This is a genomic window from Pandoraea eparura (genome assembly GCF_902459725.1).
In the GTDB taxonomy this organism is placed as follows: domain Bacteria; phylum Pseudomonadota; class Gammaproteobacteria; order Burkholderiales; family Burkholderiaceae; genus Pandoraea; species Pandoraea eparura.
This window is the reverse complement of record NZ_CABPSH010000006.1, coordinates 102,798-120,289: the sequence shown is the minus strand read 5'-3', so window position 1 is coordinate 120,289 and position 17,492 is coordinate 102,798. Positions and strand designations below refer to the sequence as shown.

15 protein-coding genes are annotated in these 17,492 nt (G+C 61.3%); 3 read left to right on the top strand and 12 right to left on the bottom strand.

Annotated elements, in window-relative coordinates; translation table 11 throughout:
* The first annotated feature begins 11 nt into the window (after positions 1-11).
* Both PEP31012_RS14315 and PEP31012_RS14310 read left to right on the top strand, forming a co-directional pair.
* Positions 12-2,324, top strand: coding sequence for a TonB-dependent receptor (locus PEP31012_RS14315; protein ID WP_150589998.1), 2,313 nt, complete (start codon positions 12-14; stop codon positions 2,322-2,324).
* 27 nt (positions 2,325-2,351) lie between these two features.
* On the top strand, positions 2,352-3,920 hold the full coding sequence (locus PEP31012_RS14310; RefSeq protein ID WP_150589997.1) for a PepSY-associated TM helix domain-containing protein: 1,569 nt from the start codon (positions 2,352-2,354) through the stop codon (positions 3,918-3,920).
* 192 nt (positions 3,921-4,112) lie between these two features.
* Here PEP31012_RS14310 and PEP31012_RS14305 read toward each other — a convergent pair whose 3' ends face one another.
* Positions 4,113-4,562, bottom strand: a complete 450-nt coding sequence (locus PEP31012_RS14305; RefSeq protein ID WP_174978244.1) for a DoxX family protein — start codon at positions 4,560-4,562, stop codon at positions 4,113-4,115.
* 44 nt (positions 4,563-4,606) lie between these two features.
* On the bottom strand, positions 4,607-5,428 hold the full coding sequence (locus PEP31012_RS14300) for an alpha/beta fold hydrolase (protein WP_150589996.1): 822 nt from the start codon (positions 5,426-5,428) through the stop codon (positions 4,607-4,609).
* Positions 5,429-5,975: 547 nt separating this feature from the next.
* On the opposite strand from PEP31012_RS14300, the gene PEP31012_RS14295 reads away from it, so the two are divergent.
* Positions 5,976-6,527 carry an antibiotic biosynthesis monooxygenase gene (locus PEP31012_RS14295; RefSeq protein WP_150589995.1) on the top strand — a complete coding sequence of 184 codons (552 nt, stop codon included), beginning with the start codon at positions 5,976-5,978 and terminating at the stop codon, positions 6,525-6,527.
* 248 nt (positions 6,528-6,775) lie between these two features.
* Here PEP31012_RS14295 and PEP31012_RS14290 read toward each other — a convergent pair whose 3' ends face one another.
* From PEP31012_RS14290 to PEP31012_RS14245, 10 genes are all read right to left on the bottom strand, one after another.
* A complete protein-coding gene (locus tag PEP31012_RS14290; protein WP_150589994.1) occupies positions 6,776-7,723 on the bottom strand; it encodes an electron transfer flavoprotein subunit alpha/FixB family protein in 948 nt (315 codons plus the stop codon).
* Positions 7,724-7,746: 23 nt separating this feature from the next.
* Complete coding sequence (locus tag PEP31012_RS14285) at positions 7,747-8,496, bottom strand: electron transfer flavoprotein subunit beta/FixA family protein (protein ID WP_150589993.1); 750 nt, start codon at positions 8,494-8,496, stop codon at positions 7,747-7,749.
* A gap of 27 nt (positions 8,497-8,523) precedes the next feature.
* The gene (acnA, locus tag PEP31012_RS14280; protein ID WP_246171301.1) at positions 8,524-11,202 is read right to left on the bottom strand and encodes an aconitate hydratase AcnA; all 2,679 of its coding nucleotides are present in this window, start codon (positions 11,200-11,202) and stop codon (positions 8,524-8,526) included.
* Positions 11,189-12,052 (bottom strand): citryl-CoA lyase, encoded by an 864-nt coding sequence (locus tag PEP31012_RS14275; protein WP_150589992.1) that lies wholly within the window; start codon positions 12,050-12,052, stop codon positions 11,189-11,191. Before PEP31012_RS14275 ends, acnA begins: the two co-directional genes overlap by 14 nt.
* Entirely contained in the window at positions 12,049-13,251 is a 1,203-nt protein-coding gene (locus tag PEP31012_RS14270; RefSeq protein ID WP_150590087.1) for a CaiB/BaiF CoA transferase family protein, read from the bottom strand. Before PEP31012_RS14270 ends, PEP31012_RS14275 begins: the two co-directional genes overlap by 4 nt.
* 135 nt (positions 13,252-13,386) lie before the next feature.
* On the bottom strand, positions 13,387-14,103 hold the full coding sequence (locus tag PEP31012_RS14265; RefSeq protein ID WP_150589991.1) for an IclR family transcriptional regulator: 717 nt from the start codon (positions 14,101-14,103) through the stop codon (positions 13,387-13,389).
* A gap of 70 nt (positions 14,104-14,173) precedes the next feature.
* Complete coding sequence (locus PEP31012_RS14260) at positions 14,174-14,875, bottom strand: ABC transporter ATP-binding protein (RefSeq protein WP_150590086.1); 702 nt, start codon at positions 14,873-14,875, stop codon at positions 14,174-14,176.
* The gene (locus PEP31012_RS14255; protein WP_150589990.1) at positions 14,859-15,620 is read right to left on the bottom strand and encodes an ABC transporter ATP-binding protein; all 762 of its coding nucleotides are present in this window, start codon (positions 15,618-15,620) and stop codon (positions 14,859-14,861) included. The genes PEP31012_RS14260 and PEP31012_RS14255 overlap by 17 nt, the downstream gene beginning before the upstream one ends.
* Positions 15,605-16,594, bottom strand: a complete 990-nt coding sequence (locus PEP31012_RS14250; protein WP_150589989.1) for a branched-chain amino acid ABC transporter permease — start codon at positions 16,592-16,594, stop codon at positions 15,605-15,607. The genes PEP31012_RS14255 and PEP31012_RS14250 overlap by 16 nt, the downstream gene beginning before the upstream one ends.
* Positions 16,594-17,451, bottom strand: coding sequence for a branched-chain amino acid ABC transporter permease (locus PEP31012_RS14245; protein WP_150589988.1), 858 nt, complete (start codon positions 17,449-17,451; stop codon positions 16,594-16,596). The genes PEP31012_RS14250 and PEP31012_RS14245 overlap by 1 nt, the downstream gene beginning before the upstream one ends.
* Positions 17,452-17,492 lie beyond the last annotated feature (41 nt).

Genomic DNA, 17,492 nt, shown 5'->3' with positions numbered 1-17,492 from the left:
AGGAAAATCTCATGTTCTCCCCCTTTGCGCGCAAGACGCCGCTGGCGCTCGCGCTGGCCGCCGTGTTGCCGGTCATCGCCCACGCCGCCGATAACAACGATCAAACCCCGACCGCTTCTGCGGTCGAACTCGCACCGACGTCCGTGACGGCGTCCTCAGAGCGCTTGCCCAAGCGCGTACTCGATCCCAATCTGCCGTCGTCAAGCGCGACGGTAACCGCAGACCAACTGCAATATCAGAATGTCGAGACGACCGAAGATGCGCTGCGTTACGTCCCCGGTATGGCCGTGCGCCGCCGCTTCATCGGCGATCTGAATTCGACGATCGCCGTGCGTGGCACGAGCAATTCGCAGACCGCGCGCGGCCTCGTCTATGCGGATGGTTTGCTGCTCAGCAACTTCCTGGGCAATACATGGACGTTCGCGCCGCGCTGGTCGATGGTGTTCCCCGAGGAAATCGATCAGGTCGATGTGATCTACGGCCCGTTTTCGGCGTTGTATCCCGGCAACTCGATCGGCGCGACAGTTCTCGTCAGCACCCGCATGCCCGACAAATTCGTCACAGACGCAAAGATCCAAGGGTTCACGCAGCACTTCAACCTGTTCGGTGTGAACCGAAGCTTCAACGGCAGCAACGTGAGTGCGAGCGTTGGCGACAAGTTCGGCAATCTGTCGCTGCTGGTGGGCGTCGACCACATGGAGAACACGGGACAACCGCTCCAGTTTTACACGGCGTCGCAATCGACCACGCCTGCCACGGCAAGCGCCAAGGTCGTGAGCGGCGCGTACGCCTATCGCGACCAAAATGGCGCGCCGGGTGTTGTGATGGGGGTAAACGGAGAAGGCATCGAACGCGTGACGCAAGACCAGCTCAAGCTCAAGGCCACCTACGATTTCACACCGAGGCTGCAAGGCGGTTTTAGCTTCGGTTACTGGCACCAGAACTACAACAGCCAGACAAGCACCTTCCTGCGCGATGCGAACGGCAACCCCGTGTACTCGGGTACGGTCAACATCAACGGCTACCAATACGTCATTCCCGCATCGGCGTTTGCGCCAAGTCAGGGCGTGAGCGAGAACCTGCTTTACGGCCTGTCTCTCAAGACGCGCAACAAGACCGGATGGAATTGGGAAGCCATCGCGTCGTACTTCGACATCTCTCAAAGCGAGGCACGTACCGCGAGCTCTGGGGTTCCCGGGAACGGGCCCGGTACGGTAACGTATGGCGACGGTACCGGATGGAAGTCCGTCGATCTGCGCAGTACCTACACACCCGCGCAAACGGGCGCCGGCGCGCACTGGCTGGCATTCGGTTACCACTTCGACACGTACTTCCTCGATAACCAGACGTTCAACACCGCCGCATGGGTGAATGGCAACGGCACGTCGTTAGCCAACGCGTTCGGCGGCAACACGCTCACGCAGGCGCTTTACGCGCAGGACACGTGGCAATTCCTGCCGCGTTGGAAACTCACGACCGGCCTGCGTTATGAAGATTGGCGTGCCTATTCGGGCGCTCGTACGCTGGGTGGCGTGACCGTGCCGTATGCAGGATCGTCCGACGCTCACTTCTCGCCCAAGCTTTCGCTGGCGTTCGCTGCCACGCAGGATCTGACGCTGCGGGCTTCGATCGCACGCGCCTATCGCTTCCCGACAGTCTCGGAACTTTTCCAGGGCTCAATCACCGGCACGAACATCGTCAACAACAACCCGGGACTGCGCCCCGAAGACGACCTCGCGAAGGAGTTGAGCGCCGAGTGGCAACTGGACGCGGGCAAGGTGCGCGTTTCGCTGTTCCAGGACGACGTGAAGAATACGATCTTCAGTCAGACAAACACGACCGTGTTCCCCAACGTCACGAACTTCCAGAACATCGACAAGGTTCGCTCGCGCGGTATCGATACGGCTTTCGACGGTCAGGACGTGGTCTTCCAGGGACTCGATATCGCGGCAGGCGTGACGTACACGCAGTCGAAGATCATGGCGAATACGACTAATCCGGCTTCTGTCGGCAAGTATTTCTACCGTATTCCGCTGTGGCGCGCGAACCTGGTGGCGACCTACCGTTTCGACGCGAAGACGGCAGTGACCGGCGCAATTCGATACTCGGGCCGTCAGTACAACACACTGACCAACACCGACAACAATCCGAACACATACGGCGGCACGAGCACCTATACCGTCTTCGATGCGAAGTTCACGTACAAGCCGACCGCACGCACGCAGATCGGCATCGGCGTGGACAACCTGTTCGACACGCGCTACTTCGTCTATCACCCCTACGCTGGCCGCACCTTCTTCATCGAAGGCAAGTTCGCCATCTGACGCCGCTGGCCAAGGAGATCACGAATCATGGAAATTCCTTTCACGTCGACGCGCGACGTGCAGCCGAACCCGGCCGCCGGCCGCTATCGCACACTTTGGCGATGGCATTTCTACGCGGGTCTGTTCGTCATGCCGTGGCTCATGGTGCTGGCCGTTACGGGAACGATCTACGTATTTCAACCGCAGATTGAACCGTGGCTGTATCACGACCGGATGGTCGTTGCCGCGTCGCAGGCGCCCCGCCTGACCGAGCAAACGCTCATGGAACGTGCTGCGGCATCGCTGCCGCGGGGCGCCACGATCAGTTCGGTCGAGGTGAATCGCGATCCGGCGCGAAGCGCGGAATTCGTTTTCCGACTGCCAGGCGGTGAGCGAGAGAGTGTGTACGTCAACCCGTATTCTGGCGAGGTGCTGGGCACGCTAAGCGTGGAGCATCGGCTGATGAAGCAGGTTCGCCTGTTGCATCGCGCGATGATGCTCGGCAAACCGGGGGAGCTGCTCATGGAGCTGGCCGGGTGCTGGACACTGGTCATGCTTGTGACCGGCGTAGCGCTGTGGTGGCCGCGCGGCAGCGCGACATGGGCGGGTGCGCTCAAACCGCGACTTCAGTTGCGTGGCCGGCCTTTGCTGCGCAATCTGCATGGCGTCGCGGGCCTTTGGCTCGCGGCGGGCGGACTGGCCTTCGTGCTCACCGGATTGCCTTGGTCGGGCTCGTGGGGCAAGCAGTTCAAGGCCATCGCGACGCAAGCGGGCATGGGCTATCCTGCCGGCGCATGGGGCGAAGCGCCGGTACGCTCGCGCATGCCGACAAAGATGGATGATTTGCCGATCGCACAGGTGCCCTGGGCTGTGGGCGACACGACGGTGCCCAATTCGAAGGTGCCAGCGCACGAGATGAGCGCCATGCATGGCAATCAGGGCAATCACGGCGATCCGGAGATGATCGGAATGCAAGGCATGGGCGCCTCGTCGCAAGCAGACGACGCAAGCGCGGCCAACGAGCATGCCGCGCACGGTGGCGGTGGCGGCAAGCAGGGGCTGACGATCGCGCAACTCGACGCTCAGGGTGCGCTGCCCATCGACCGCGTGATGCAAATCGCGGAGAGAAAGGGCGTGAGCACAGGATACAGCCTGGTCGTTCCGTCGCGCGCCGATGGCGTCTACACCGTTTCTTACTTCCCACCTGATCCGCGCGACGAACGCACCCTGCACATCGACCAGTACAGCGGCAAGGTACTGCGCGACATCGATTACGACGCCTACGGCGGCGTGGCGCAGGCGATCTCGTATGGCACATCGCTGCACATGGGCCGATACTTCGGTGCTGCCAATCAATGGCTATGCGCGTTGATTTCGATGGGGCTCTTCGCCATGGCGGCTACAGGCGCCGCGATGTGGTGGATACGCCGCCCGTCTCGTTCGCTGGGCGTACCCGCGCGAATGCCGATGCGCGTTCCCATGCGCGGTTGGATTGTGTCCCTGGTCGCGTTGGGCGTCGTGTTTCCGCTGATGGGCGCCACGATGCTCGCGGTCTGGGGGCTTGACCGGATTTGGGTCAGACGGACAACGAAACCGCTGCGGCAGGCGGCACAATGAATGCCGTTGATGGGGCGCGCTGGGTGGGGCTCTCAGGCGCGCGTGTGTCTGCACCCGCGCATTGGGATACGCCGCTAGCCTTGGGCGAGCAGCAGAAAGTCGGCGGCATTGGGGGAGCGCATGCCGGGATTGCCATACCTACCTCCCCCGACGAGACGCCTCACGTCAAATGAGACGAGCGAGAGCGTGTCATCACGATCCTCGGCAAACGTTTGCGCTCAGGTCATACCAAGCGACGGCGACGAATCCCCCCACCAGTCCGAGATGCTCGAAAAAGCCGTTGGCAAGCATCACCCGCGCCTCGGGAGGCGCGGCCCAGAACCGGTTCGCGAGACACGACGCAGCCAGCGTAAAACCGGCCAACGCCAACGCCCCCAACCACCGCCACCGGCCCGTCAGGATCAACAGTGACGCGCCGATTTCAAGCACGATAACGGCCAGTGCCATCGGCGCGGCCGGCGACAACCCGAAGTGCCGCATCTCGGCGATGGCGCCAGGGAAATCCATCGCCTTGTCGATGCCGCCCTGCAGGTAAGCGCTACACAATAGCAATAGCGCGAGCCGGTAAATCCAGCTTGGTGGCGAGCACGCCTTGCGAACTACCGCAGATGAAACATCCGGCGACGACGGGAGGGGAGCCATAAAACACCTCGGTTAACACACGCTGCTCAAAACGCCCAGCAAGCTCACTGGTTGATGAAGGCCAGCAGGTCGGCGTTGACCTTATCGGCGTTGATCACGCACATGCCGTGGGAAGCCCCCTTGTACACCTTGAGCCTGGCGTTGGGGGCGATCTTGACCGACAGCTCGGCGGCATTGCCGATCGGGACGATCTGGTCGTCGTCGCCGTGCAGAATCAGCGTCGGGATCGTCATTTTCTTCAGATCTTCCGTGTAGTCGACTTCCGAGAATTCCTTGACGCACAGATACTGGCCCAGAATGCCGCCGGTCATGCCCTGCGCCCAGAACGCGTCGACGGTGCCTTGCGAAACCTTGGCATCCGGACGGTTAAACCCGAAGAACGGTACGGCCAGGTCCTTGTAGAACTGCGAGCGATTGTCTGCCACGCTCTTGCGGATGTTGTCGAACACCTCAAGCGGCAAGCCGTTCGGATAGGCTGCGGATTTGGCCATGATCGGCGGCACCGCGCCGATCAATACCGCGCGCGCGACGCGCCGGGTGCCGTGGCGACCGATGTAGTGCGCGACCTCGCCACCGCCGGTCGAGTGACCAACCAGCGTGGCGCCCTGAATGTCGAGCGAGTCAAGCAGCGATGCCAAGTCGTCTGCATAGGTATCCATATTGTTGCCATGCGCCGACTGCGTGGAACGCCCATGTCCCCGACGGTCGTGCGCGATGACACGACAGCCGTGCTGCACCAGGAAAAGCATCTGCGCGTCCCAGGCGTCGGCATTGAGCGGCCAGCCGTGCGAGAAGACCACGGGTTTGCCGCTACCCCAGTCTTTGTAGAAGATTTGCGTGCCGTCTTGGGTTGTGATCGTATTCATCGTCTGCGCTCCGAGGAAGGAATGGCGGAATAGCAAGGTCGACTTCGCGTTGAAACCAGCGTGGACTGCATTTGCACCGAGGGCCACCACAGCGGCGGCCGCACCAAGTGTGTCGGTGCCGCTCGCCGGCCATATGCGCCGCATGGGCGTCGACGGTGCTGGAGGGCGTCTGGTGTTGCGCTGCAACGCCTGACGGCCGATCACAAAGAAGACTAATGGCACTGCGCCGGCGCCGCCATCGTCACTTGGTATTAACCGCCCGGGCTGCGCGCCTCGGACGATTCCCTAGAATGCGCCTTCCCCCGATTGAGCGTCAATCAGCCATTCACGGCCCACGATGCGCACGTCTATCGCACACGCGCCACCTCATGCAGGAGCCGCTGTCGGTGTTTGCGCTACCTGACGAAGCCCAGTGGTCGATCGTCGACCCAATTGGCGCGGCGCTCGGTAACGCGAACGCGCGGCACACCTTTGTGCTATTGGTGAGCGCGCCGGAATGTGATCTGATGATCGCGTTCTCCACATCACGCCCTGCGCGTTGCCCATCATGCCCCGCGAACCCAACGACGTCGTCACGAGCATCATTACCCACGAAATCATTCCCGAAGCGACGCATCGCTACGAGCAATGGCTAGCCGACATCCGAAAGGTTTGCGAGCGATTCGAGGGCTATCTTTCCACCGATGTGATCCGGCCGCTCGGCAAGCAGCACACCTATGTGGTGATCATTCGTTTCGACGGTTTCGAAAACCTCACGCGCTGGATGGAGTCTGCCGAGCGCCGCGATTTCCTGAAGCGTATGCAGCCCTTTTTGCCGAAGGGCGACCGCTACCAGATCCGTACGGGACTTGAATTCTGGTTCGAGCCGCCTGCGCACAAGCCTGCCACGCCCTGGAAGCAGTGGCTGGTGACGTGGACTGCGATCTTTCCCTTGTCGGTCCTGGTGCCTTGGATACTCGGGCCGGTATTCGCCTTGTGGCCGTTCCCCGGCGAGTCGATCGTCGCCCGGATGGCCGGTACCGCGGTGATCGTGTTGCTGATGGTCTACGTGGTCATGCCGCGCTACACCAAGGCTGTCGCCGGCTGGCTGTTTCGCTGAGGTATTCGCATTAGCCATTTGACCTGTGCAGGTTTTCACTGGGTCATTACAGCGTTTCGACGCGGTGACGATGTACGGATTGCTCCTTGGGCGTGCGATTTACGCGCCGGCCTAAGCCGCGAAGGCCGGCGTCAGGCGGCCGCGCCGAGTCGCGGCAGTCGAAACTGGAATTCGCTGCCGCCCTCAGGACACGCCCGCACGTCCGGCGCGTCGTCGTAGCAAGCCAGCCGAAATATCGACTATCACCGCTACTGCAAACGTTGGACCAGTTCCGGCACGATCTCAAAAAGATCGCCCACGAGACCGTAATCCGCAACGCTGAAGATCGCGGCTTCGGGGTCCTTGTTGATCGCCACGATCACTTTTGAATCCTTCATGCCCGCCAGATGCTGGATCGCCCCCGAGATGCCGATGGCAAAGTACAACTGCGGCGCCACGATCTTGCCCGTCTGCCCCACTTGGTAGTCATTCGGCACGTAACCCGCATCAACCGCTGCGCGCGAGGCGCCCAACGCTGCCCCCAGCCTGTCGGCCAAGGGCTCCAGCAGGCGTTTGTAGTTCTCCGCGCTACCCAGTCCGCGACCGCCCGACACGATGGTACCCGCGCTGGTCAGTTCAGGGCGGTCCAGCTTAGTCACATCACGGCTCACGAATTTCGATAACCCCGCGTCGGGCGCCGCATCGATGCTTTCGATCGGTGCGCTGCTGCCCTCAGATGCGTCCGCGTCGAAGCTCGTCGCTCTTACCGTGATGACCTTGATCGAATCGCGCGATTGCACCGTTGCAATCGCATTACCTGCGTAAATCGGTCGCTCGAACGTGTCTGCGCTGCACACTGCCGTGATATCGCTAATCTGTGCCACGTCGAGTTTTGCAGCAATGCGAGGCGCGATATTCTTGCCCGATGCAGTAGCCGGCACCAGTATGTGCGAGTAATTCCTCGCGATGCTCAACACCGTCGCCTCGATATTCTCGGCCAGGCCCGCTTCCAGCTGCGGCGCATCGGCCAGCAGCACCTTACTCACCCCTGCGAACTTCGCCGCAGCCTGCGCGGCGTTATGCGCATGATGGCCCGCAACCAGAACGTGCACGCTCTGCTGCGCGAATGACTTGATCGCCTTCGCCGCTGCCACTGTCCCCAGCGTCGCGGCTTTGACGGTCGCATTGTCGTGCTCTGCAATTACCAGAATCGTCATGTCTTTCCTCTCTTGCCCGTTTGTCAGAGTACGTTCGCCTCAGCCTTCAGCCGCTCCAGCAACGACGCCACATCCGGCATCCTGACACCGGCGCCGCGCCTCGCAGGCTCCACGACCTTGAGCGTTGCCAGCCGTGGCGTGACGTCAACACCGAGATCCTCGGGCTTGATCGTCTCGATCGGCTTCTTCTTGGCTTTCATGATGCTCGGCAGCGTCGCATAGCGCGGCTCGTTCAAGCGCAGGTCGGTAGTGATCACAGCGGGAAGCTTGACCGACAATGTCTGCGCACCGCCGTCCACTTCACGCGTCACAACCGCGCTGCCGTCAGCGATGACGACCTTCGACGCAAACGTCGCCTGCGGCATATCTCCAAGGGCTGCGAGCATTTGGCCGGTCTGATTCGAGTCGTCATCGATGGCCTGCTTGCCCAGAATGATGAGTTGCGGCTGCTCCCGGTCTAAGATGGCCTTCAACAGCTTTGCCACGGCCAGTGGCTGCAACGCCTCATTCGACTCGATCAGGATGCCGCGATCCGCTCCGATCGCCAGGGCCGTGCGCAACGTCTCCTGCGCCTGCGCCACACCCGCGGAAACTGCGATCACCTCCGTGGCCACGCCCGCCTCCTTGAGCCGAACCGCTTCCTCCACTGCGATCTCGTCGAAGGGATTCATCGACATCTTTACGTTCGCGGTGTCGACACCCGAACCGTCCGACTTCACCCGGACATTTACGGTGTGATCTACCACGCGCTTCACAGTCACGATAATCTTCATTTCCTGATTTCCATATCACTAGGCAATTCAATCGTTTAATCTATGGCGAGCACCGTCTGCAGCGCCCACGATCTGCGCTTCATACACGTAGGGAAGCACGCCGCCCGATCGCAGATACCGAAGCTCGGCGGACGTATCGACGCGCAGCGTCGCCGCCGATTGCGCCACCGTCGTTTCCCCACGGGTCACGACAACGCGCACGGGCTGCCGGCAGGTCAACGCATCGCTGTCGAAATGAATGTCGACCGACTCGTCGCCGTGCCATTCCATCTCGTCGAAATCCGTCGATTCCGGCAACTCGATCGGCATGACGCCCATCAGAACGAGATTGCTGCGATGGATACGTTCAAAGCTACGGGCCAGGACTGCGGACACGCCAAGCAACGACGTTCCGCGCGCCGCCCAATCTCTCGCGCTACCCGCGCCATACGATTTTCCCGCGACGATGACGCTGGGCACGCCATCGTGCGCATTCTCCCGAGCGACTTCGAATACCGTGCGTACGTGCCCATCACGCGCCGAACGCGCAAGCGGGCCGACAAGCGGGTGCACCAACGCGTTGACCAGGCGCGGGCTCGCGAAGGTTCCGCGCACCATGACGTGGTGATTGCACCTGCGCGCGCCGTAGGTGTTGAAGTCTTCTGGCGCAACGCCTTGCTGTCGCAAATAGCGACCAGCATCGCCCTCTTCCGCGATGCGCCCCACGGGGCTGATGTGATCTGTCGTGATGGCGTCGCCGAGCACGGCAAGCACGCGCGCGCCGGTAATGGACGCCGCGCCGATCGCTTGCTTTGTCCTGTCGAAGAACGGTGGCTCAACGAAATACGTGGAGCCGTCCTGCCATTGATACACCGTGCCGCTCTCCGATGCGATTGCATTCCATGTCTGTCGCGCTGCGCCACTTGCGTCGGTGATCGACGCGTAATCGCGTTGATCGAGAACGTACAGAAGCAGCGCCTCCACCGTGGCGTCATCCGGCCACAGATCGCGCAGAAATACCGGATGCCCGTCACGATCCGTGGCCACCGGCTGCGCTTCGAGATCCGTCAGAACAGTGCCGGCGAGGGCGTAAGCAACGACGAGTGCAGGGCTAGCCAGATAGTTCGCCTTGACAAGCGGATGAATTCGCGCCTCGAAATTCCGGTTTCCGGAAAGCACGGCCGCCACGGTCACATTCCTCGCAACGATGTCATCCTCCACGCCGTCTTGCAGAGCCCCGGTATTTCCGACGCAAGCCGAGCACCCGTAGGCCGCCACGTAGAATCCCAAGGCCTCCAGCGGTGAGAGCAGGCCAGCGCGCTCCAGATACTTCGTGACCGCAAGGGACCCAGGCGCAAGCACGGTCTTCACGTATTGCGGCACGGTCACGCCACGCTCGACGGCGGCCTTTGCCACGAGCCCTGCCGTCAACATCGCGGCGGGGTTGGCGGTGTTGGTGCACGAGGTGATCGCCGCGAGCACGACTGCGCCGTCAGCGAGCGACGCCATGTCGCCTCGCGACGAATCAGCCCGCGAAGGGTCGACTGGAAGACTTGCCGCAACGTCCGGCAACGACAATGTCTGATGCGGACGGCGAGGGCCGGATACCAACCGGCCCACGCGCGACAGGTCGATTTCGAGTGTCGCGGAATAATCCAGATCGGTGGCTTCCGGTATACCCAGCAAACGCTGCCGAAGGCAGTAGGCGCCGAAGCGATCGACCCGTTGCTTCGAGCGGCCGGTGTCTAGAAAGTACGCCAGCGTACTTTCGTCGGTCGCGAAGTAGCCGACCGTCGCACCATACTCCGGTGCCATGTTCGCGATCGTGGCGCGATCGGGAACGCTCAATCGGCGCGCCCCTCGCCCGACAAATTCGAGAAACTTGCCAACCACACCGTATTCGCGCAGCACACCTGTCAGGTAAAGCGCCAGATCGGTGGCATTCGTCCCCGTCTGCCGCGACCCCGAGAGCGCAACGGCGATCACGTCCGGTGTCGGCACGTAAAGCGGCAGACCGAGTACGGCCAATTCAGCCTCCAGCCCTCCCACACCCCAGCCGAGAATGCCAAGTCCGTTCACCATCGTCGTGTGCGAGTCGGTTCCGACCAGGGTATCGGGGAAGGCGAATCCGTCGCGCTGCGCGAGCCCTGTTGAGAGATATTCCAGATTGACTTGATGCACGATGCCGTGACCGGGCGGAACGACGCGCAAGCCATGGAACGCTTGCTCCGCCCATTTCACGAACCGATAACGCTCGTCGTTGTTCTCAAACTCGCGTGCAAGGTTTTGGGCCTGCGACAGAGGGGTTCCCGAGAAATCCGCGACGACCGAATGATCGATGACAAGGTCTACCGGAATACGCGGCTGAACACACTCCGGCGCAATGCCGTCGCGCCACGCGGCTGCACGCATTGCCGCAAGATCGCTGAGCAGCGGAATGCCCGAAGCGTCCTGTAGCAACACCCGCGAGAACCAGGCCGGAATTTCATCGCGCACCCCGCTCTGCCACGCGAGAAGATTGCTGAGATGCGCACCCGTTGTGTGTTCGCCGTCGAAGCGCCGCACCACGCCTTCGAGCAGGATTCGGATCGACATCGGAAGGCGTGCAACGGCCGGGAACGCCCGCTCGATCTCGCGCAGCGACACGATGCGGCTGCGCCCGCCGTCGCCCCAGTCGATCGGCTGGATGAACGCGCCGGCGTCCATCATGGCTTCAATACTGGTCATTCTCATACCGAACTGTTGACGAAGGAACATTACGTCGCGCCGGTCCCGTGTAGGTATAGGGAACGCTTGGCGGCATCGGACCCTTGATGCGCTCCTGCGCTTGCGACTGCTCGTACGCGTGCGCGAGAATGCCAACCGAGCGAGAAAGAATGAAGAGCCCGCGTCCCAGCGTCGCCGAAAAGCCCAGCTCGCTATAGATCACTGCAGTCGCCCCGTCGATATTGATGGGGATCGCCTTGTTCGCACGCCGGGCAAGCGTAGCCTCGATCGCTCTTGCCGCTGCAAGGTACTGTCCAGTGAGCAGGCCTTCGCACCGCGCTTGCTCGACAAGCGCGAGCAGGCGCGTGGCGCGCGGGTCGACGGGGTGAAAGCGATGACCATACCCAGGAATCATCTTCGACACATTGCGCTGGTGATCACCCACCACGATATCGCTCGCGTGCGCGACGCCACACTGCTCGGCGCTTGCGCATTCAAGCACACTGCGGAACAGATCCATGCATTGCTGCCCCGCCCCGCCGTGGACGTCGCCCAGCACATTGATCGCCGATGCCATTGCGTTATTGATGTCGACGCCACACGTCATGCTCATGCGCGCAATCGCAATCGACGGTGCCTGAGGCCCATGATCGACAGCCGCGACAAGCGCGGCCTCGAGCAGCGTCGCCAGCGGCTTCGACGGGACTTCGCCGCGCAGCATCAGCCAAACCATTTGCGCGTAGCTCAGATTGCCGATGAGGGTTTCGATCGGGTATCCGCGAATACCAATTTCGCCGGGCTGAACGTCGATGATCGACGTCTTCCACCATTGTTCGGGTGGCGTCGATGGTTTGCCTGTTGTGGGTTTCATACCGCCCCCTGATGCTTGAGCTGTTCAATTTCGAGACTCGTGTACCCGAGCTCGCCTAACACCTGAGCGGTGTGCTCGCCCAGCGTGGGCGGCGCGCAAGCGACGTCCGGCTCCGCTTCTCGCATTTTGAATCCGGAAAGCACCACCGATACGTCTCGCTCGTTTTTTACGGCGCGTCGAAACGATTTCACTAATCGTCGTTGCGTCACCTGCGGCTCGGCAAGCGCACTCGCCACATCCAGCACCCGCCCTGCGGGGATACCTGCCCGGGTCAGCGCCGGCTCCCATTCGGTAGCGGACTTTGTCTTCAAAGCAGCCTCGATGAGCGTTTTCAGTTCCGCCCGGTTCCGTTTGCGCGCCTCGCGCTGCGCAAATCGCGCATCGCTGGCGAGTTCGGGAATGCCGAGAAGCGCTACGAGCGCAACGAACTGCTCCTGCTTGTTCGCAGCGATGTTGAGGAGGCCGTCTGCCGTTTCGAAAGTGCCGGAAGGGGCGGCCGTGAAGTTCTCGTTCCCCATCGGTTGAGGCCGCTGCCCCGCGATCAGATAATTGGAGATGACCCAACCCATCGATGCCAGCATGCAATCGAGCATCGAAACATCGATGGACGTACCCACCCCCGTTGCCGCCCGACGAACCAACGCCGCACTGATCGCAAAAGCCGCGGTTACACCACCCAACGTGTCCGCGACGGGGTAGCCGACGCGCATCGGCACGCTCCGTTCGTCGCCAGTCACACTCATTACGCCAGACATGCCTTGAACGATCTGATCATAGGCGGGGGCATCTTTGAGCGGCCCCGTCTGGCCAAAGCCGGAAATCGCGCAATATACGAGTCGCGGATTGATCTCGCGCAGGTCGTCGTAGCCGACGCCGAGGCGATCCATTACGCCGGGCCGGAAGTTTTCGATGACAACATCGGCAGACGCAGCCAGTTTATGGAAAATGGCTTTGCCGGCCTCACTCTTCAGATTGAGCGTGACCGACCGCTTTCCCGCGTTCTGTGCGAGAAACGATGCCCCCATCAACTCGGCGTTCAGCGCCGGATCGGCGCCAAGTTGCCGCGCCAGGTCTCCCGTACCGGGGGTTTCGACCTTGATAACGTCGGCCCCCATTAGCGCCAATTGATAGCCGCAGAACGGCCCGGCCAGGACGTTCGTCACATCGAGAATCCTGATTCCTTCCAATGCCTGAGTCATTTTTACCTCGATTTCAGAATTATTTTCTGAAACATTGACCAAAAATTATCAATGTAGGTCTATCTGATAGAACATCGTTCTATAACTTGCTTAAAAAACAGGCGGCCTTCTTGCAGTACCGCCTAATGGGTTCGGTTAACGCTGCTGTGCAGCCTTTAGCAAACGTGTCTCGTCGCCTCCGCATTGTTTCGTCAACTCTGCAGCGAACTTCAATAGCGTCGGTACATACGATTCCAGCGTCTCAGCTTCGAGCCGATAGCGCGGCCCCGATATCGTAATCACGCCAACCAATTGGTTGCGCACGCCGAGCACGGGGCATGCCAGTGCGGCCGTCTCGGGATCCCGCTCCCCCACCGAGGCGGCGTACATGCGGTCGCGGATGCGTTCGTACTTATCGCCGGACAAGCCGCTGAACGCAAGGATGACATGGCCGCCCGCCCCAACGTTGAGCGGAAGCCGGTGACCGACATGTACCGAATCACGTATGGCACGATCGGCGTCCTGCCGATGCAGGCAGACACGCGTATCGCCGTCGCGAACATAAAACGAAGCGCTCTCGTTGATCTCATCGACGAGTCGGCGCAAGGCCTGAGGGACGAGATCAGACGTATTGAAATTTCGCTGATACATAAAGCCGAGCGACAGCGTCTTGGGCCCGAGCCGGTAAAGGCCGTCGGAGGTACGCTGAACGTAGCCGTACTTTTCCAGCGAATCGATCAAGCGGAGAATCGTGCTCTTGTAGAAACCCGTGCGGCTTGCGATTTCGGCAAGCGTCAGCGCGCCATCACGCTCGTTGAACGCCTCAAGGATATCGAGTGCGCGTTCAACCGCTGCTACACCGTCTGAACTCATAAGTCTCCCTCTCTGGATCGCCCGTATATTAAACGAATCCGTTCGGTATTGATCGCTCCCCGCGCTGCGCTCACCCGACCTCCACGGCAAGATATCGACTCCGGACGTCTTCGGCGCCTGCGAACTCGTCTCGAGTACCGTGATAAGCGATATGCCCCTCTTCCAGGATGTAATGGCGATCCCCCAACGCCATGCAGACATCCACGCTTTGCTCGACGAGCAGGATGGGAATGCCTTCGGCGCGGATCGTGCGACAAATCGCCATGATTTCGTCGACGATGACTGGCGCCAGCCCTTCGCTCGGCTCATCGAGCATCAAGAGTTTGGGGCCGTTCACCAGCGCACGTGCGATGGCGAGCATCTGTTGCTCGCCGCCCGAGAGGGCCGACCCGCCATTTTTTCTGCGCTCGCGCAAACGGGGAAACAGCGCATACACCGCGTCAAGTGACCAGATCGAGTCTCGCCGCGCCGCTATGCGCAGGTTCTCCTCCACAGTCAGCATTGCGAAGATGCCTCGGTGCTCCGGAACCAACTTCAGACCATGCCGCGAAACAACATCGGCTCGTCCGGGCACGATCGCCTTGCCGCCTAGGCGAACTTCCCCGGCGAACAAAGGGATCGCTCCCGCAATCGCGCTCAGCGTCGTTGTCTTCCCCGCGCCGTTGCGGCCGAGCAGGCAAACTATCTCGCCCGCCGCCACTTCGAGCGAAACGTTGTGCACGATGCGTGCGCTCCCGTATCCGGCGCACAAGCCTTCAACCCGCAACATGATGTCGCTCCCCCAGGTATACGCGCCGAACGCGCTCGTCACGTCTGATTTCGTCTGGCGTGCCTTCGGTGAGCACCTGTCCCTCGAAGAGGACAGTGATCCGATCCGAAAGCGTCATGACCAGATGCATGTTGTGCTCCACATACACCACCGTGTGGTCACGGCTCAAATCTTTGAGCAGCGCGCGCATTACAGGCAGATCGTCGACACCCATGCCGGACGTCGGCTCGTCGAGAAGCAGCAATTTCGGCCGGCCGGCCATGCTCATCGCGACTTCAATGATGCGCTGCCGCCCATGCGACAGCTCGCCAACGCGGCGCTCGGCCTCTGCTCGCAGCGCCAATCGTTCGATGAGGTATTCCGCCATCTCGGAGGCCTGCGTATCGCGCTCGCGTTTCGAAAAGAAGTCGAGCGCACGCACCGAACGCAGGCCTTGCGCGGCAAGCCGCAGATTTTCTCGCGTCGTCAGCCCGGGAAACAGATTCGTTATCTGAAAACAGCGCGCCATGCCTGAATGCAATCTGCGATGTACGGGCACGCGGGTCACGTCGCAGCCGTCGAACATGACCCGGCCTGACGATGTCTCGATGCGGCCCGACAGGGCATTGAAGAACGTGGTCTTGCCCGCCCCGTTCGGGCCGATCAGCGCGTGGATCGAGTTGCGCTTCACACGCAGATCGACGTTCTTGTTGGCGACGAAGTTCCCAAATCGCACCCCAACGGATTGCGCTTCTAGAATGTAGTCCATTGCTTGTCCTTTCGATCATAAGTTTGGCGCCGCACGCGCGAAACAAGGCGCCGCCAGAGCCCCGACAAGCCATCCGGCGCGAAAATGACGAGTAAGACCAGAAGTACGCCGAGCACCATCTGCCACCGCGGCCAGAGGTCCGAAAGAAAGTCACTCGCTACCACGAGCGCGGCTGCGCCGAACACCGAGCCGCTCAGCGAGCCCGCTCCGCCGAGAATGGCAGCGATCAGAATGTTCTGACTCGTGCCGATGTCGATATTTGAGAGCGGCACCATGCCGAGCAACAGGCCATCGATGGCGCCGGCGAGCCCCGTCAGGGCACCTGACAGAACAAATGCGAGCGTCTTGTAGTGCCGAACGTTATAGCCAAGCGGCCCGACGCGATGTTCATTCTCGCGAATCGCGATCAGGACGGAACCGAACGGCGAGCCAATCACGCGAAGCAGCAGGCCATACGCCGCGATGAATGCGATAGCGATCAGGATGTAAAGCGCGACGCCGTCGGCCACTGGCAGGCCTTTCAGGAACGGCAGCAACGTTGGCAATCGAGGCAGACCCTCCATCCCGTTGTCGCCGCCCGTCAACGCGGGCAGCGAATACGCGATGAAATAGAAAAGCTGTGCGAAAGCCAGCGTCAGCATCACGAAATACAGCCCTTTGCGCCGGATGGCTACAGCGCCAATTAGTCCGGCGATAAGGCCGCACCCCACGATTGCGACGACGAGCGCGGTGAGAATCCCACAATGCCCCCGCAGCAGCGCGAGTCCAAACAGATATCCGCCCAATCCGAAGAACGTGCCCTGACAAAAGGACAACAGTCCGCCATAGCCGAGAAGCAGGTTGCAGGCCATCGCCGCCACCGCATACACCAGCACGGAGCCCGCCAGCGTCGGAGACGACACGACGAACGGCAAGACAATCGCGATCGCGAGAGGAAACAGCACGGGCGACGCGAAATTCATGATCCGGCTCATCACGCTCTCCCCAGAATGCCGCGCGGCGCGGCGATCAATACCAGTGTCATGACGACGTACACCATCAGTTGGGCCCCCTCCGACCAGAGGGTGCTCATCACACTTTGAACGACCCCCACCAAAATGCCGGCAACAATCGACCCCGTAAAACTCCCCATGCCGCCAATGATGACAACCACGAAGGCAATCCCCAGGGCCTCGCCGCTCATGCTTGGGTCGGCGCCGCGTATCGGGGCAATCAGTACGCCCGCGACCGCGGCGATCATGCCGCCGAGCGCAAACGTCAAGCTGGTCAGTGTTCGGACATCGACGCCAAGCAGCTTCACCATTTCTGAAGATTCACTGCCGGCGCGAACTAGGGCGCCGAACGTCGTTCGCTCGAGCAGCAACCAAAGCGCAATCGCGAGCACCGCAGCAACGGCCACGACGAACACGCGGTAGAGCGGATATTGAAAGTTGCCAAGCGAGACGACGCCGCCCAGCGAATCCGGCACGGACACGCCGTTGCCGAGGGGTCCCCACAGCATCACGACTGCCTCTTGCGCAATCAATACGATGCCGAGTGTCGCGACGATCTGGTACTTGTGCGGCAACTTGTACGTTCGGACGAGAATCGCACGTTCAAGCGTGAATGCGAGCACGGCGACCACCAGCGGAGCAGCCACCGCCGCCGCCCAAAAGCTGCCGCCCCACGAAACGATCTGAAACGTCAGATATGCGCCCAGCAGATAGAACATGCCGTGTGCGAAGTTGACGAATCCAAGCAACCCGAGGGTGATGCTCAGTCCGACTGCAACGAGAAAGTAGATCATCCCCAGACCGATGCCGTTGATGATCTGAAACAGATAGATGCCCATGACTTGCACCTGAATCGGGTTTGCCGGCGGCGCCCATGGCA

Coding starts and splice junctions, on each gene's coding strand:
- PEP31012_RS14315 (WP_150589998.1), top strand. CDS start 12: ATGTTCTCCCCCTTTGCGCGCAAGACGCCGCTGGCGCTCGCGCTGGCC.
- PEP31012_RS14310 (WP_150589997.1), top strand. CDS start 2,352: ATGGAAATTCCTTTCACGTCGACGCGCGACGTGCAGCCGAACCCGGCC.
- PEP31012_RS14305 (WP_174978244.1), bottom strand. CDS start 4,562: ATGGCTCCCCTCCCGTCGTCGCCGGATGTTTCATCTGCGGTAGTTCGC.
- PEP31012_RS14300 (WP_150589996.1), bottom strand. CDS start 5,428: ATGAATACGATCACAACCCAAGACGGCACGCAAATCTTCTACAAAGAC.
- PEP31012_RS14295 (WP_150589995.1), top strand. CDS start 5,976: ATGCCCCGCGAACCCAACGACGTCGTCACGAGCATCATTACCCACGAA.
- PEP31012_RS14290 (WP_150589994.1), bottom strand. CDS start 7,723: ATGACGATTCTGGTAATTGCAGAGCACGACAATGCGACCGTCAAAGCC.
- PEP31012_RS14285 (WP_150589993.1), bottom strand. CDS start 8,496: ATGAAGATTATCGTGACTGTGAAGCGCGTGGTAGATCACACCGTAAAT.
- acnA (WP_246171301.1), bottom strand. CDS start 11,202: ATGACCAGTATTGAAGCCATGATGGACGCCGGCGCGTTCATCCAGCCG.
- PEP31012_RS14275 (WP_150589992.1), bottom strand. CDS start 12,052: ATGAAACCCACAACAGGCAAACCATCGACGCCACCCGAACAATGGTGG.
- PEP31012_RS14270 (WP_150590087.1), bottom strand. CDS start 13,251: ATGACTCAGGCATTGGAAGGAATCAGGATTCTCGATGTGACGAACGTC.
- PEP31012_RS14265 (WP_150589991.1), bottom strand. CDS start 14,103: ATGAGTTCAGACGGTGTAGCAGCGGTTGAACGCGCACTCGATATCCTT.
- PEP31012_RS14255 (WP_150589990.1), bottom strand. CDS start 15,620: ATGGACTACATTCTAGAAGCGCAATCCGTTGGGGTGCGATTTGGGAAC.
- PEP31012_RS14250 (WP_150589989.1), bottom strand. CDS start 16,594: ATGAGCCGGATCATGAATTTCGCGTCGCCCGTGCTGTTTCCTCTCGCG.
- PEP31012_RS14245 (WP_150589988.1), bottom strand. CDS start 17,451: ATGGGCATCTATCTGTTTCAGATCATCAACGGCATCGGTCTGGGGATG.